A 14,780-nucleotide genomic window follows, 5' to 3' on the forward strand; every position below is an offset into this window, starting at 1 on the left:
GTAGTAGGTGATTGAAAATGAAGAATGCTGATTTAACCGCTAGGTTGACCTTAGTAAGACCACAGAGAAAAGTGTTCTCTATGAACATGACCCAGGATGAACACACGCGCTATGCGGCGATCGCTAAACGGTTACAGCTTCCCCTATCAGACATCATTAAGAACCTACTAAACAACCTAGTGGGGCAACTTGGAGAACCATTAGAAACCAAATAGGGTAACTAGTTCACAGCTAGTTACCCTACAAACCAATATTCAGGATTCACAGTAAACAAACAACGGGCTAAGTACCCAAGGATTCAAATAATGGATTACTCAAACACCAACTTAAAACAAGTTGATATATTTGATTTTAACACAAATACTAACAATAGTACACAGTCAACCGCAAATAAATACCAAGATGTCATCAGACTGCTTGAGGCGATTCATGGGGATAATGATGTTTGCTTTCAGACCTTCGATGACTCCAAAAAAGGCAACAGGTCTATAGTTGGTAACTGGCATGGCTCGATCAACAGAGCAACCATGAACCGCATCGGCGCATTGAACAGCAAAGGGGCAGGTGTTTACTATACAGTTAACCAGACCGATGGTAAAGGCAGAACAGCCGCTAACATAGTTGGCATCAATGCCCTTTTTACAGACTTCGACAAAGTAGAACCACAGAACTTAGACAAACTACCCCCGGCAAGCGCTGTAGTCCAGTCAAAGAACGGTAAGCATATTTACTGGTTCCTAAACCCCGGTCAAGACATCAAGCTATTTACCTCATATCAAACTATGCTGTCCGAGCTAACCGGGGGTGATCCAGTGGTCAAAGATTTACCCAGAGTCCTAAGACTACCCAGCTTTAACCACATGAAGAACCCAGAGAGTCCCTTCATGGTTAAGTTGGTTGAGTTACATACGGATCGCCGCTATAATCTCTCTGACTTCCCCACACCCACCCCAGATACGATTAAGAAGTCCAAGGCGCTAAAGTTAACTGCTGGCGCGTCCTATAACATCTCTGGTTCTATTGAGTCCCTAGAGTCCCTAGTTGCCGAATACCGTAGTATGATTGCCCCAGCCCCCCTGAGTGCGGGTCAAGTAGCAAACAAAAGGGCACAGATGACTAGGAAGCTCTCGACATCCTCAAGGCTTCTAGGCAATGCCTCAGACACCATGTTGAAACTGGGGAACATTATGGGTTCCTTGCTTACCACTGCCACCATGAAGCCCGTAGAGCTTGTAGAGCTAATGTTTGAGGCATCTAAGGCTCAGTTTTGCTCCGAGGTAAAACAAGATGGCTCTGTATGGAATGAAGAAGAAGCCAGAGGTCATCACATCCCACGCGGGTTGGCTTATTTTCTCAATAGCGCGATCGAGTCACAGAAAGCCGCTAAGAAAAACTCAGAGTTCCCCAGTGGGATTATTAAAAACTCTCAGTACGTCTCTGATATGGGTATCGACTATAAAAAAGAGTTAGTAACCATTATTAACTCAGCGATCGGAACTGGTAAGACAAGGGCGTTAGTAGAAACCATTAGAGATATTTTGGCTGTTAACCCCGATGCCCAAATCCGAGTTGCTTGCCACCGAGTTCAGTTAGTGCGCCAATGGGAACATGATCTTGCCGAGTTGGGTTTTATCGCCTATGACAACAAAGAAGCAATGGCTGGTTATAAGAATGTATCCGATGTTAAGCGTTACATTACTACCTATGATTCCTTAGACCGCTTCTTACATGGTTTATGGGTAGTAAATAAAAAGACACCTAGAGTCTTGATTCTGGATGAAGTAGACCAAGCATTTAACTACTTCCTAACCGCAACTGAAACTACTATTGCCAGAGTCCGAACTGAAACCTTCGATGTCCTAAAGATGCTCATGAAGGTTAGTACTAGCATCATCGCTACAAGCGCCACAGTAACAAATACTGAAGCCAAGGTTCTCAAATACCTCACAGGCTCCGATAGCCTCCAAGTATTCATAAATGAGCATAAGCCTTACCAGAAGCGCTTTGTTAAACTACCGGATATTAATGCTGCATACAGCCGCATCTGTAAGTCTATTGATGAGGGTAAAAATGTTTATGCCCCCCTTGACTCTGCCAGCGATGCCGAGGCTCTACATGACCGCCTGAAAGCCAGATACCCTCAACTGTCTATGGCACTATTTACAGCCGCCAACAAGTCCCAATATGACCAAAGCGACATCAATACTTTGGTTCAGAAATACCAAGTAGTTGTTACTAGTCCTACATTGGGCACTGGAACTGATATTAACTGCCAGTATTTTCATGATGTGGTTGGCATCTTCACAAACTCTAGGGATTTGGGTGCTGCTGACTGCCTACAAGCCACTGGGCGTGTCCGGTATCCTCTGGGTAATGTCTATGCCTTCATTGATGACAAGGCTCCTACAAAGGAATATGTAGACTCAGTTAGAGACAAGATTTTTTGCTTAAGCAACAATACCCTAAATACTGACTGGATTTCATACCCGCATATTACCGGGGAAAGCTGTGAGGGAGATGATGAGATCCGCATTGAGACTAAGAAGCACCCGGACATGGAGGCTGCTACCAAGTTTCAAGCGGAATATTTAGAGAAGCAGTTGGCATCTAAGTTTTACCGGGGTAGTCAGTTCTGGCAGACGGTATCCGAGGCTGGACATATCATTACTGATGAAGCTAAGGGCGCGTTAGGTAAAACCATTACAAAATCTGATCTTCGGGCAGCTAATGAAGAGATTAAGCAAAATAATGCCCAGTCGGTTATTGATGCCCCCGTGCTAACTGAGGATGAAGCAAGCCAACTAAAAGCCCTGAAGGACTCGGCACTTTCTAGGACAGACAAGGCAGCCCTTGAGCGCTTCTTTATCGCCAAGGGGATGAAGAAGCAAGACTTGACCGTTGAGGACATCCTTTGGTATGGCAAGGTAGGTAAGAATGCTCTGAGGGTTCATAAGCTTGCAACAATGGACAAAAAACTCTCATGGTCGCTGGATTACCAGGATTACGGAAAACTGAGCGACTATGATGCTAAGTTCGCCCAGAAGGACAAGAAAACAATGGATGCCTTGGTTACGGCGATCGCCCCGGCCCTAGAAAGGGGACAGTTTACTAAGTCTGACCTCGGTGGCTTTGAGGTGGTTATGAAGTCCTTGGGCGCTGAGGCAATCAGGAGATTAGGAATAAAAGTTGATATGACCAAGGCGACTGTAGTCGCCAATGGAATACTGGGACTGATGGGTTATGAAGTGGAGAAGAAGCGAGTTAGGGTAGACAATGTTCTAGTATCTCTAGTCTCTTTTAAGGAAAGTTCAAAAGATACTAGAACAAAAGAGTTAGATTACCTCTACACAGTAACCCCCGGAGAGTATAAATATCTATTCAAATACTCTTTAGTCCCTCAGATCACCTTTGAAGCCATAGAGGACGCAGAGTATCTAGACAGCCTTAATGATGCTTAAGTCCCGTTAGTAGCACTAGCCCTCTCCGGTATCTTTTTAGATAACCGCAGGGGGTAGTCTAGGGGACTCATGGCAAGCGTTTAGGTTTAGTTAACACTACAGGCTAATATTCGTCCAGATTACAGGCAGTAGCTAACATTAAATATTCTGCGGACTCTTTGACCTCATTTAAGATCCAGTCACCGGACTCTATTTGTACTCGGTACTCAACCAGATCCTTGTTACAGTCCGCCATACCCCGAAGTGTCTCACCACTCTGACTGAAATAAAAAACGCTCCAGCCATACGGGGATACTGACTGACTATCGGCAACCAATATGGGTTCATGATTAACCTCTTGGGCGATCGCGGGGGCGCTAGTGGCCAACAATAAACCTAAAATAAAAACTCTATTTAACACCTGGGGAATCCTTTGTCTTTCTCTTGGTTATACCCGTCCACCATAGTGGCTTTGGCGGCTTCTGGACTACTTAAGGTCTGTTGACGGATATCAGTAACCTTAGTGCCAAAAAGAACTGGTTTAGTTCACAGTCTATTACTTGGAAGAGATAAAGTCCATCAGGGATTCTATGGGATATTCTTTGAAGGTTCATAGGGTTATTCCCCCGTGTAGGGTAATCGCAGTGCCCCGGCAATACCTCCAACTGGTCAATATTTATGTATAACTTTGATTGACTTAATCAGAGAAAAGAATACAGGTATTACTAATGAAGAAGACAAAACAGACAGCATTCAGACTCGACCCGGATACCTGGGGATGGTTAGAACAGGAAGTCCAAAGAACAGGCAAGTCTACCTCAGTGCTAATACGTGAAGGTATCGAGCTACTTAAGGCAGAGGTAAAAGTCTTGGCTAGCCTTAAGGCACAGTTTGAAGCGTCAGGGGTTGCCTATCCTGCTATGAAGGCTCAGACCGCATCAGGGGTTAAGCAGGTGTCCCTAAAGAGTTTTGATGTTACCCAAAGTAACAAAAGTGCATCCTAATGAATACCAGATTATACCGAGTTAGTTAACCCCATCCATGAAGTGACCAAAAACAGATCCACATATTGGGTTAAAGATTTGCGATAGATATAGCTAAACGTCGCTAGACTGCCCTATGCTTAAGACACATTTAGGACAAGCTAGAGCGGTTTAGGACTGGTAAATATCTCTGAAAAAAGCCCGTGACGAGGATTGAACTCGTGACCTCACCCTTACCAAGGGTGTGCTCTACCACTGAGCCACACGGGCAAAATATAAACTTGGTTTTTTAGTTGTAAGTTACAATGCTGGGAGCTTTGCTCTTAACCCAGTCATTATAACTTATAACTTCGTAAGTGGTGGGCCGGGCTGGATTTGAACCAGCGTAGGCGCTAGCCAACGGATTTACAGTCCGTCTCCATTAACCACTCGGACACCGACCCGATTTGTCTCACGATTTAAAATCTTAGCACCATGTTTTATAAATTGCAAGTGATTAGAAAAAACAACTTGCGGGTAGAGATCGCAACAAAACTGCGTCTCTACCATTTGTATAAAAAATACTGGTTACACGCTCATCTCCAGCATTCGTTGCATTGGTCGCAGTGCAGACAGCCGAATATCCTCTGGCATAGTAATTTCAGGAGTGCGATTTTTCATTGCCCAGTAGAGCTTTTCTAGGGTGTTTAACCGCATAAACGGACATTCGTTACAAGCACAGTTATTATTCATCGGCGGTGCAGGAATAAAATGCTTGTCAGGAGCTAGTTTTTGCATTTGGTGAATGATTCCCGGCTCTGTCGCAACAATAAATTCCTTGGTAGGGCTGTTTTGACAATACTTGAGTAAAGCGGCTGTAGAGCCAATAAAGCTGGCGTGGCGCAATACACTACTTTCACATTCTGGATGTGCGATCGCCTCTGCTTCTGGGTGGGCAATTTTTAACTGGACAATTTTCTTTTCCGAAAAGGTTTCATGGACAACACAGCTACCTTGCCATAGCACCAAATCTCGTCCTGTCTGTTCCATGACATACCGCCCCAAGTTCCGATCTGGGGCAAAAATAATCGGCTGTTCTTTCGGTATCTGCTCTACAATTTTCACAGCGTTGGAGCTAGTACAAATAATATCGCTCATCGCCTTGATATCAGCAGAGCAGTTGATGTAAGACACCACCAAATGATCTGGATGTGCTGCTTTAAAAGCTGCAAACGCCTCTGGTGGACAACTGTCTGCTAAAGAACAACCAGCATCTAAATCTGGTAAAAGTACTAATTTATCAGGATTAAGTATCTTTGCTGTTTCTGCCATGAAGTGAACCCCAGCAAAGACAATTACATCCGCATTGGTTTTTTCGGCGGCTCTTGCCAGTTGTAATGAATCCCCAATAAAGTCTGCAATATCCTGAATATCTGGCTCTTGATAATAATGTGCCAGGATAACGGCGTTGAGTTCTTTTTTGAGACTCTGAATGGCAGCAAACAAATCTAGTGGTAGTTTACCCAGTTGGGTGTTTTCGCGTTGAGCTAGTGCAGTAGTAAACACAGTTTAGGGGTGCTTTATGTTGCAAATGTATGTCCTGTGGATTCAATTATAGTAGTTTTTACCAAAAATAGTGGACGGTTGATATTTTGGGGTTGTGTCCAAATCGGGCTGAGTTTCATATCCTGGAGATAGACGGCAAGGAAAGTGGCATGACCAGTCAGAAAACTCAATCGATAAACCTCAAAATTGCTGTAGTTGGAGATATTCACGACCAATGGGAAGTGGAAGATGGCGTTGCACTCAAGCATTTGGGTGTTGACTTAGTGCTGTTTGTCGGGGATTTTGGCAATGAATCGGTGGAAGTGGTCAGAGCGATCGCATCTCTCGATATTCCCAAAGCAGCCGTGATGGGCAACCACGATGCCTGGTACACCGCCACCGAATGGGGACGCAAAAAGGCTCCTTATGACCGCTCTAAGGAAGACTGGGTACAGGAACAACTCGATTTATTAGGTTCATCCCATGTCGGTTACGGTAAGTTGGATTTCCCCGCTTGGAATTTAACTGTAGTGGGGGGTCGTCCCTTTACTTGGGGTGGCCCAGAGTGGAAATTCGCGGAAATCTGTAAAGAACGTTACGGTGTGACGAGTTTGGAAGAATCCGCCGATCGCATCTTCAAAGCAGTTAAAAGCGCCGCTTACGAGACAATTATATTTTTGGGTCACAATGGGCCTAGTGGGTTAGGCGATCGCCCGGAAGACCCCTGCGGCAAAGACTGGCACCCAATTGGCGGCGATTTTGGCGATCCAGATTTGGGCGAGGCGATTTCTCAAGCCTTGACTGCTGGCAAAACCATTCCTCTGGTGACATTTGGTCACATGCACCGAGATTTACGCCATACCAAGAAGGTGCAGCGCAAACCCATCTTTAGAAGTCCAGAGGGGACAATTTACTTAAATGCGGCTAGTGTCCCCAGGATTGTGGAAAATGACAGCGAGAAGTTGCGTAATTTTTCCATTGTCACCCTAGAGGCGGGTGTGGTTTCGCAAGTTTCCCTAGTTTGGGTGGGGAATGACTTTCAAGTGGCACGGGAGGAAATTTTGTACGAGCGATCGAATCCAGTAGTGCAATCTGCGTAGATGATGGGGTATAGTATTATCTGTCAGCTTTAGTGCTAACCAAGCAAAAGCGCCTAAATAGCGTCCAAAAGTAGGATATGCACAAGTTTGACAGATTTACTGGAGAGGTGGCAGAGTGGTCGATTGCGTCCGACTTGAAATCGGATGAGGCTAAAACCTCCGGGAGTTCGAATCTCCCCCTCTCCGTTGAATAAATGTTGTTATCAAGTAGTACACCTGTTTTGCATCTAGAATATATCCAAATCGATGCACAAACAGTATTTGGTTAACTACTGATGAAAAATCTAAATATTAAAGAAGAAGCTCGCAAATTGATTTACAAGTTGCCAGAAAATTCCATATGGGATGATTTGATGTACCAAATTTATGTTCGGCAAACTGTTGAAGCTGGATTAGCGGATAGCAAAGCTAGTAATGTTATTTCTGTACAAGAAGTGCGGAAAAAATTTGAACTACCAAAGTGAACCAAAAATAGTTTGACTTAATCCTACATGGGGGTTAAATGCTGGGATGGAGTTCGTGAGTTGTGCATATACCTCTAGCACCAATTCAGGGTCAACTATAGGTAAATTATTACTCATAACATAAGAATTTCTCGTTCGTAACTATCAACACTGGTTGACCTTGGTAAAAGATGATAGGAGGATTGAGGCAGTAAATATTGTAAGGACTGTACACGCCGTATGGACTACCATATAATCCATAGGAATTACGAATGCTGTGTGTACCATAGGAACCACCGTAGATACCATGAAGATTACTAATAGAGTTTGGGTCATATAAATTACTTGATAAAATGCCCAAAAATTGTCCATCAGCAGCCCATAATTGAGCTACACCATTTGCGGAAACCAGAAAATCTACAATTGACATAGGTTTTGACTGTAAAAATTTATTTTCTCCAGCTTCATCCCCTAAGACTGGTAACAACCTCAGCAAAAATGCCTAATTTGTGGTTTTAGCAGGGTGGCAATATTTTTATCCTTATTAATAGGATTTCACATAGAAATATTGAAGCGAAAATCTGATTAACAAGCACGATCGCTCCTCCTATCTATGCTTGCATCATGCTAGCATAAGGGTAAATCCTACTTTGAGGTAAAGCGATGGCTACCCTTTATGTAAGAAATTTACCTGATGATTTGTATGCAAAGCTGCAAGAGTTAGCGGCATCTGAACACCGTTCCATTAACGCCCAAGTTATAACTCTGTTAGAGCAAGCTTTGAAGACTGAAGCACAGCAAGCAGAAGACCAGAAACGCCAGAATGTACTTAAAGTCCTAGAAGAAAGTCGCCAACGTCGCCGTGTGAATCCAGCAGACTTCGCATTACCTGATAGTACTGAAATGATTCGAGAAGACCGCAACAGATGACTATTCCTGTTAGATGCGTGGTGGATACCAGTGTGTGCATCAAATATTTTATCTCTGATCCACTAACCCCCAAAGTTAACCAACTTTTTGATCACCTTGCCAATCCACAGACAGAAATGTTTGTCCTCGATACAAACTCAGAATTGGGAGAATAGAATTTTTCTCACTGATTTACTTAGTTGCAATAAAATTAGTTTGTTGAGTAGGCAATAATCCTACTGTTTTTTAATATTCAATTGTCAAAAATGCCTTTTACTTATAACCGCACGGTTCGCTTTCAAGATACTGATGCTGCTGGGGTAGTTTATTTTGCTAATGTTTTGGGTATTTGCCATGAAGCTTATGAAGAATCTTTAGAAGCATCAGGTATTAATCTCAAAGATTTTTTTACTAATCCATCTGTAGCTTTCCCCATTGTTCATGCTAGTGTCGATTTTTTGCGCCCTATGTTTGGCGGTGACAAGTTGCTGATTAGTTTAATTCCGCAAAAAATAGGTGTTGATAAGTTTGAAATTACTTATGAAATTACTGTGGCTGAGGTAGTAGTTGTTAAGGCTATTACTAGGCACGTTTGTATTGATGGAAGTAGTAGAAGTAAGCAGGAATTACCTGATGAGATTATTCAGTGGTTGGAGACGAACCGCAGAGACGCAGAGGATGCAGAGAGAAGAAGGTCGAGAGAGATTATGTGATGGAATTTTGGAGGAATTCTGTGGCTATTTGTTGTAATTGTTGACGGTTAATTTTACCTTGGGAGTTGCGGGGTAAGCTTTGCTGGGGAATCCAATATTTAGGGATTTTAAATTTGCTGAGTTTGTCTTTGAGTAGAGTTTGGATTTTTAAGGCAGAGGTATCTGATCTTTTGGGAATGTAAATTGCTATTAAAGCTTCTCCCCAGTGTTTATCGGGAATACCGATGACACAAATATCGGCAACCATTTGAGTGGCTTGTATAGCTGATTCAATCTCTGCTGGATAAATATTTTCTCCACCTGTAATAATTTTGTCGCTGTTACGTCCGACAATATTTAAATGTCCTTGTTCGTCTAAAAAGCCTAAATCATCTACTTGGAAATCAGTTTGATTTTCTCTGGTTATTGGATAGTAACCAAGAGATAAAGATTCAGCATGAATGGTAATATTTCCTATTTGATTGGGATTTAAAATCTTGCCTTGCTGATTGCGAATAGTTACTTTGGCATGGGGAAGAATTTGACCACTGCTAATTTTACCGCACAGAAAATCATCTGGTTTGAGGGTGGCGATTTGAGAGGCGGTTTCTGTCATGCCATAAGTAGGTGCTAACCGGATGCAGTGAAATCTGGCTTTTTCTAGTAGTTCGTTCCATGCTGGCGCACCTCCCAAAAGTACAGTATTAAATTGGGATAGCCATTCAGTTAATTCTGGATTTTGCAGGAGGCGTTGTAATTGAGTTGGTACTAAAGATATGAAAAATTCTGATTGTTTAATATTGAATATTTGACTGTATTCTACAGCTTTAAATGGTTGAATAGCTAGTTTACCTCCGGTGGCGAAAGAGCGCATAAATTGCATTAAACCGCTAACATGATATAGCGGTAACACGCAAAATGAATTGACTTGTTTTATTTGAAAGTATTCTGTAAATCCTTGTACTGATGCTGTGAGAGTTTCCCAGGTATGGATGGCAAATTTAATCTGCCCCGATGAACCACCTGTGGGAATCATAATCAGTGGGCATGGGGCATTGGGAATTGGGCATTGGGAATTATCGTTATTTCTTATTTCCCATTGCCTATTCCCTATTCCCAAGATAATATTTGGCTGTACTAAATCAAAGGCTTGTTGCCATTCTTGTGTTCCCCAATCGGGGTTACAAAGAAAAACTGGACAATTAGCTGCACAAGCAGCAATAAAACTTGCTAGAAACCTTAATGGTTCACGTTCAGCTAAGATGATTTTTGGTGGTGTTCCACACGCTGATATTTGTGTTAATTTTAAATATAATTCTTCAAATATTTGATTAAATTGGCGGCTGTTATAACCGATAAGCCAGTCATCTTGAGCCAGAAGATTAAGACAGTCTAAAGGTCGTTCCATAAACTTTGAAACCACGTTTCTTCTTGTTCAAAAAAATGGTCGATGCCAAAACCAATTGCCCTATTGTTTCGGGATAATTCGGCTGCTAGCTGGAGTGCTGCTTGTCTTGCGATCGCAGTTTCAAATACTGAAGAAAATACAGTATCAATTTGATGCTGTTGACAAAACTTTCTCAGACGAGATGGTGATCCAACTATTCCAGGCTTGATCACAAAAATCCCTCGCCAACCTTGTTGATAACAGGCGGTGAGTTGCCCAAGTGTGGCGACAGATTCATCTAAAGCGATCGCAGTTTTATAACTCATACTCAATTCCAACATTTGCTGAAATTGCTCAACAGGTAGCGGTTGTTCGATAAATTCAATTTCTAGGGGTAGTTCTGGATTTGCCTTAAAATTGTCGCAAGTTCGCAGCCATAAGTTTGCTTCGTCATAGCTGAGTCCACCGTTAGCATCTAATCGCAGTTTGGTAAAGGCTGGTAAGGTTTGTATCAGTGACTCAAAAATTTCTAGTTCATCAGCGATCGCATACACACCAATTTTCCACTTAAACGTGTGATATCCCTGCTCCCACAACGTTTCCCATTGATTTAAAGCCGCTTCACCTGCTGGTAATAAGGCACTGTAGAAGAGTGAATTAGGAGTTAGGAGTGAGAAGTTAGGAGTTATGATATTTGCCTCACTCTCCCACTCTTGCGCTGACTCAAAGCCAAATTGACAAGCAGGTAACTCATCTGGGATGGAGAAAATTATCTCGTCTGTAATTTCTTCTGGGAGTTGGCGACAAAAGTCTAAGGCTTGTTCTAGGGTTTCGGAACCAAACCAACTAATAGGGGCAATTTCTCCCCACCCGACTTTACCTGATTCATCGGTAAGGTGAAGAATAATACCTTCACGAATATCCCACTTACCATGATTGGTAGTCAGCGATCGCACAAATCTTCGCCGATAGGGACGAAATTGAAATTTGTAAGTCATTAGTCAAGATTTATTAGTGATTCTTCCAATTTTCAATTCCCAATTCCCAATCCCTAATCCCCTAAACCATAAATCCCAAACCGAACAGCAAGCAAGCCCAGAAATGCACGGCTACGGCAATGAATTTACAGTTACTAACTTTGTCAGGCTGGTTGTGATTTTTTTGGACGTGGCGGCATAATTTGAAGGCGAAAGGTAAACTTACCCAACTTAGTAACGTCCAAATTGGAGAAATCCCCCACAGTACAAACAGCAAGGTGAGGGGATAAATGCTACCAGTGAACCAAGCTAGGAGTTGCGCCCCTTTTTGGGTTCCTAGACGGACGATAGGCGATCGCTTACCTGCGGCTATGTCATCCTTAACTTGGTGGAAGTGTGAGCAAAACAAGACTAAGGTTGTGGCAATCCCGACAATCACTGAGGCTGCTAAACTTGTGATTGACCAAGTTTGGGTTTGGCTGTAGTAGGCTGCCTCCACTGCTAAGGGGCCAAAGGCAAAAAAGCAAAGAATCTCGCCTAAACCCTGATATCCTAAGCGAAAGGGAGGCCCTTGGTACATATAGCCCAATCCGCAGCATAGTAAAATTATGCCGATAACAGTTAGGTCTTGTTGCCAAAAGGCGATCGCTAGTATGCCCAGCAATCCTAAACCTAAACACAAATTTCCTAACCAAAATACTAATAGTTTATCGCCTGTTAAATTAACCAGAGAATGGTGCTTGTTTTGATCAATACCTGTTTCTGAATCAAAGACATCATTACTGATATTTTCCCAGGCAAGAATTAAAATTGCAGCAGCTATAAAAGTAGAAAATACTGTACCATTGAACATTTTAGTTTCTGCAAATGCTACTGCTGTTCCTACCCAAATGGGCATAATGGCAACGCTATACATTGGCGGTTTAATCGCTGCCATCCATAACTTAGTGTTGGGATATAAAATCTGCTTGGTAGTCATCAGTTGTAATTAATTAAATTGCCGGAATATTACTCACTCTTGAGATTTTATGATTTAAAGAGATGCTAGATATACATGAGCTAAAAACAACTGTCACTTTGACTGTAGCTTGTTCACATCGCGTTGTTAACACTCTGCCCTCACCTTGGCAGTCTAAGGCTGGAACTATCTTGTCCGGGTCTAGGAACACCACAAACAAGGTAAACTCTACGCTGGTGAAATAGCAACTTAATATGTTACCTGTAGAAATACGACCACGATTTATTACACTTTAGGAAGTTAACTTAAAAAAAATTTACTATAGATCCATGACAGTTTCACCATGTCGTAGCAACCTCTTTGTAGAGGACAAAGATTTATATCAATTTTTGGTAGCGGTGCAAGAAAAGTGCGTCAAAAATAATTGCAGGCAAATTGTCAGTATTTCTCAGGAGATCGATTTAGTTGACCCTTTACTTGTATTAGATAAACTTACACAAGCAAATGAAATAAATTTTTACTTTGAGGACAAAAGTAAAGGAGAAGCGATCGCAGCAATTGATGCTGTGGCAAAGTTACAAATTGATGGTGCAGATCGTTTTACTCAAGCTGAACATTTTATCAAATCTTGTCTAAAAAATATAATTAATTTTGGTAACATTAGCCAAGGTTTTTCTGGGCCTCACTTTTTTTGTTATTTCAGCTTTTTTGATAAAAATGCCCAAGTAGATTATCCATTTCCATCTGCTACCATCTTTCTTCCACGCTGGCAAGTAGCTGTTAAAAATCAGCGTTGCATATTAGTAACAAATATAACTATCAATAAAAGTGTAAATATTCAAAGATTATTAGAGAATGTGCAAAATAAAATTGATTTTGTCCAATCTTTAGAATATTACTCTCCTAATATTAATTCTTTTTCAGCAAAGTTATACAAGAAATCCGTCACAAATGCTGCCCAATTTAAACGTTCAGTAACATCTGTTTTGGAAAAAATTCGGTCTAGTCATTTAAGCAAGATTGTCTTAGCAGATATATTAGACGTAAAATCAAGCAATCAGTTTGACTTAGTTCAATCCTTAAATAATCTTAGGCAAATACATCCTAATTGTTATATTTTTTCTACAAGTAATGGCAAAGGACAAAACTTTATTGGGGCAAGTCCAGAAAGATTAATTAGTATTAATAATCAACAGTTAATAACTGATGCTTTGGCTGGTTCTGCACCGCGAGGTAAAACCCCTGCTGAAGATGCAGCTAATGCCAATCGCTTACTCAATAGTGAAAAAGAAAAGCATGAACATTCGCTGGTACTGGATTTCATTACACAACGCCTATGCCAGCTAGGTTTATTGCCCCAAATATTAGCACCCCGTCTCCGACAATTATCGAATATCCAGCATTTATGGACACCAATAAGTGCTATGGTTCCCGCTAACATTCATCCATTAAAGATTGTCGCTCAGTTGCATCCTACACCAGCGGTTGCTGGTGCAGCACGAGATGTTGCTTGTGCTGAAATTCGTCGTTATGAAAGCTTTGAGAGGGGTTTGTATGCTGCGCCTCTGGGTTGGATAGATTCTCAGGGAAACTGCGAATTTATTGTGGGGATTCGTTCAGCCTTGATTGATGGCGATCGCGCAAGATTGTACGCTGGTGCTGGTATCGTTGCGGGATCTGATCCTGACAAAGAGTTTGCAGAGGTGCAGCTTAAACTTCAGGCGTTACTGAAAGGGTTAGTTTAAAGAGACTTCCAAATTAAAAAACATCCAAAGATTTCTCTGCATGAAAGCATATCTTTTAGTTCCAGTATCGTAGATGCTTTATGAAAATTGAAGTGGTAAAAGCTACTCAACAACAGAAGTCAGTGCTGGGTAATTTAATGGAACTATACCAGTATGATTTAAGTGAGATAGAAGCTAAAGATGTAGATGCCTGCGGCTTATTTGGCTATCGATATCTTGATTACTATTGGACAGAACCTGAACGACACCCATTTCTAGTTAAAGTTGATGAGAAAGTGGCAGGGTTTGTACTTATTAATCAGCACACCTACCTTTATCAAGATAAGGATGCTATGTCTATTGCTGAGTTCTTTATCCTCAAGAGGTATCGAAGTCAGGATATTGGTAAACAAGTAGCTACTCACATTTTCGACCAGTTTCCTGGCAATTGGGAGGTACGGCAGACTGCTTTGAACTTAGGCGCACAAGCTTTTTGGAGCAAGGTAATTAGTCAATACACTAATGGAGCTTTTAAAGAGGTTTTCTTAAATGATGAGCAATGGCATGGCCCAATTAAAACTTTTGACAACTCAGATAAACTATTAACATAAAAAATACACCGGAGAAATCGGTGTATTTCTAGCGT

The 14,780-nt window shown here is 41.8% G+C and carries 16 protein-coding genes and 3 tRNA genes; 11 read left to right on the forward strand and 8 right to left on the reverse strand.

Annotated features, from left to right (window positions below; all coding sequences use genetic code 11):
* Positions 1-80 precede the first annotated feature (80 nt).
* Together H6G26_RS43795 and H6G26_RS16345 are read left to right on the forward strand one after the other, a co-directional pair.
* Positions 81-215 carry a hypothetical protein gene (locus H6G26_RS43795; protein WP_277883880.1) on the forward strand — a complete coding sequence of 45 codons (135 nt, stop codon included), beginning with the start codon at positions 81-83 and terminating at the stop codon, positions 213-215.
* Positions 216-305: 90 nt separating this feature from the next.
* Entirely contained in the window at positions 306-3,458 is a 3,153-nt protein-coding gene (locus H6G26_RS16345) for a DEAD/DEAH box helicase family protein (RefSeq protein WP_190730262.1), read from the forward strand.
* Positions 3,459-3,561: 103 nt separating this feature from the next.
* Here the strand turns inward: H6G26_RS16345 and H6G26_RS16350 are convergent, their stop codons facing one another.
* Positions 3,562-3,858, reverse strand: a complete 297-nt coding sequence (locus H6G26_RS16350) for a hypothetical protein (protein WP_190730263.1) — start codon at positions 3,856-3,858, stop codon at positions 3,562-3,564.
* A gap of 307 nt (positions 3,859-4,165) precedes the next feature.
* Between H6G26_RS16350 and H6G26_RS16355 the strand changes: the two genes are divergently transcribed.
* A complete protein-coding gene (locus H6G26_RS16355) occupies positions 4,166-4,441 on the forward strand; it encodes a hypothetical protein (RefSeq protein WP_190730264.1) in 276 nt (91 codons plus the stop codon).
* Between the two features lie 177 nt (positions 4,442-4,618).
* Here the strand turns inward: H6G26_RS16355 and H6G26_RS16360 are convergent.
* The 3 genes from H6G26_RS16360 to nadA all read right to left on the reverse strand — a co-directional run bounded on the left by H6G26_RS16360 (position 4,619) and on the right by nadA (position 5,965).
* A tRNA-Thr gene (locus H6G26_RS16360) sits at positions 4,619-4,690 on the reverse strand.
* Positions 4,691-4,777: 87 nt separating this feature from the next.
* A tRNA-Tyr gene (locus tag H6G26_RS16365) sits at positions 4,778-4,863 on the reverse strand.
* A gap of 124 nt (positions 4,864-4,987) precedes the next feature.
* The gene (gene nadA, locus H6G26_RS16370) at positions 4,988-5,965 is read right to left on the reverse strand and encodes a quinolinate synthase NadA (RefSeq protein ID WP_190730265.1); all 978 of its coding nucleotides are present in this window, start codon (positions 5,963-5,965) and stop codon (positions 4,988-4,990) included.
* Between the two features lie 149 nt (positions 5,966-6,114).
* Here nadA and H6G26_RS16375 point away from each other — a divergent pair, with 149 nt between their 5' ends.
* The 3 genes from H6G26_RS16375 (at position 6,115) to H6G26_RS16385 (ending at position 7,508) form a co-directional block, all read left to right on the forward strand.
* Positions 6,115-7,044: a TIGR04168 family protein gene (locus H6G26_RS16375; protein WP_190730266.1), complete on the forward strand. Its 930-nt coding sequence runs from the start codon at positions 6,115-6,117 to the stop codon at positions 7,042-7,044.
* A gap of 101 nt (positions 7,045-7,145) precedes the next feature.
* Positions 7,146-7,230: transfer RNA gene (locus H6G26_RS16380), tRNA-Ser, on the forward strand.
* 89 nt (positions 7,231-7,319) lie between these two features.
* A complete protein-coding gene (locus tag H6G26_RS16385; RefSeq protein WP_190730267.1) occupies positions 7,320-7,508 on the forward strand; it encodes a hypothetical protein in 189 nt (62 codons plus the stop codon).
* A 109-nt stretch (positions 7,509-7,617) separates the two neighbouring features.
* Here the strand turns inward: H6G26_RS16385 and H6G26_RS16390 are convergent, their stop codons facing one another.
* A complete protein-coding gene (locus H6G26_RS16390) occupies positions 7,618-7,917 on the reverse strand; it encodes a hypothetical protein (protein ID WP_190730268.1) in 300 nt (99 codons plus the stop codon).
* A 233-nt stretch (positions 7,918-8,150) separates the two neighbouring features.
* On the opposite strand from H6G26_RS16390, the gene H6G26_RS16395 reads away from it, so the two are divergent.
* The 3 genes from H6G26_RS16395 (at position 8,151) to H6G26_RS16405 (ending at position 9,109) form a co-directional block, all read left to right on the forward strand.
* Positions 8,151-8,417 (forward strand): Arc family DNA-binding protein, encoded by a 267-nt coding sequence (locus tag H6G26_RS16395; RefSeq protein WP_190730269.1) that lies wholly within the window; start codon positions 8,151-8,153, stop codon positions 8,415-8,417.
* Positions 8,414-8,572 (forward strand): hypothetical protein, encoded by a 159-nt coding sequence (locus H6G26_RS16400; RefSeq protein ID WP_242053745.1) that lies wholly within the window; start codon positions 8,414-8,416, stop codon positions 8,570-8,572. The genes H6G26_RS16395 and H6G26_RS16400 overlap by 4 nt, the downstream gene beginning before the upstream one ends.
* Positions 8,573-8,662: 90 nt before the next feature.
* The gene (locus H6G26_RS16405) at positions 8,663-9,109 is read left to right on the forward strand and encodes a thioesterase family protein (protein ID WP_190730270.1); all 447 of its coding nucleotides are present in this window, start codon (positions 8,663-8,665) and stop codon (positions 9,107-9,109) included.
* Here the strand turns inward: H6G26_RS16405 and H6G26_RS16410 are convergent.
* The 3 genes from H6G26_RS16410 to menA form a co-directional block, all read right to left on the reverse strand.
* On the reverse strand, positions 9,102-10,496 hold the full coding sequence (locus tag H6G26_RS16410) for a 2-succinylbenzoate--CoA ligase (protein ID WP_190730271.1): 1,395 nt from the start codon (positions 10,494-10,496) through the stop codon (positions 9,102-9,104). The two genes, H6G26_RS16405 and H6G26_RS16410, sit on opposite strands and share 8 nt — an antisense overlap.
* Entirely contained in the window at positions 10,481-11,473 is a 993-nt protein-coding gene (locus H6G26_RS16415; protein WP_190730272.1) for an o-succinylbenzoate synthase, read from the reverse strand. The genes H6G26_RS16410 and H6G26_RS16415 overlap by 16 nt, the downstream gene beginning before the upstream one ends.
* Before the next feature lie 61 nt (positions 11,474-11,534).
* Entirely contained in the window at positions 11,535-12,431 is an 897-nt protein-coding gene (menA, locus tag H6G26_RS16420; protein ID WP_190730273.1) for a 2-carboxy-1,4-naphthoquinone phytyltransferase, read from the reverse strand.
* A gap of 308 nt (positions 12,432-12,739) precedes the next feature.
* Between menA and H6G26_RS16425 the strand changes: the two genes are divergently transcribed.
* Complete coding sequence (locus tag H6G26_RS16425) at positions 12,740-14,155, forward strand: isochorismate synthase MenF (protein WP_190730274.1); 1,416 nt, start codon at positions 12,740-12,742, stop codon at positions 14,153-14,155.
* A gap of 80 nt (positions 14,156-14,235) precedes the next feature.
* Positions 14,236-14,745: a GNAT family N-acetyltransferase gene (locus tag H6G26_RS16430; RefSeq protein WP_190730275.1), complete on the forward strand. Its 510-nt coding sequence runs from the start codon at positions 14,236-14,238 to the stop codon at positions 14,743-14,745.
* Positions 14,746-14,780 lie beyond the last annotated feature (35 nt).

It is taken from the genome of Nostoc sp. FACHB-888 (assembly GCF_014696655.1).
Lineage (GTDB): Bacteria > Cyanobacteriota > Cyanobacteriia > Cyanobacteriales > Nostocaceae > Nostoc.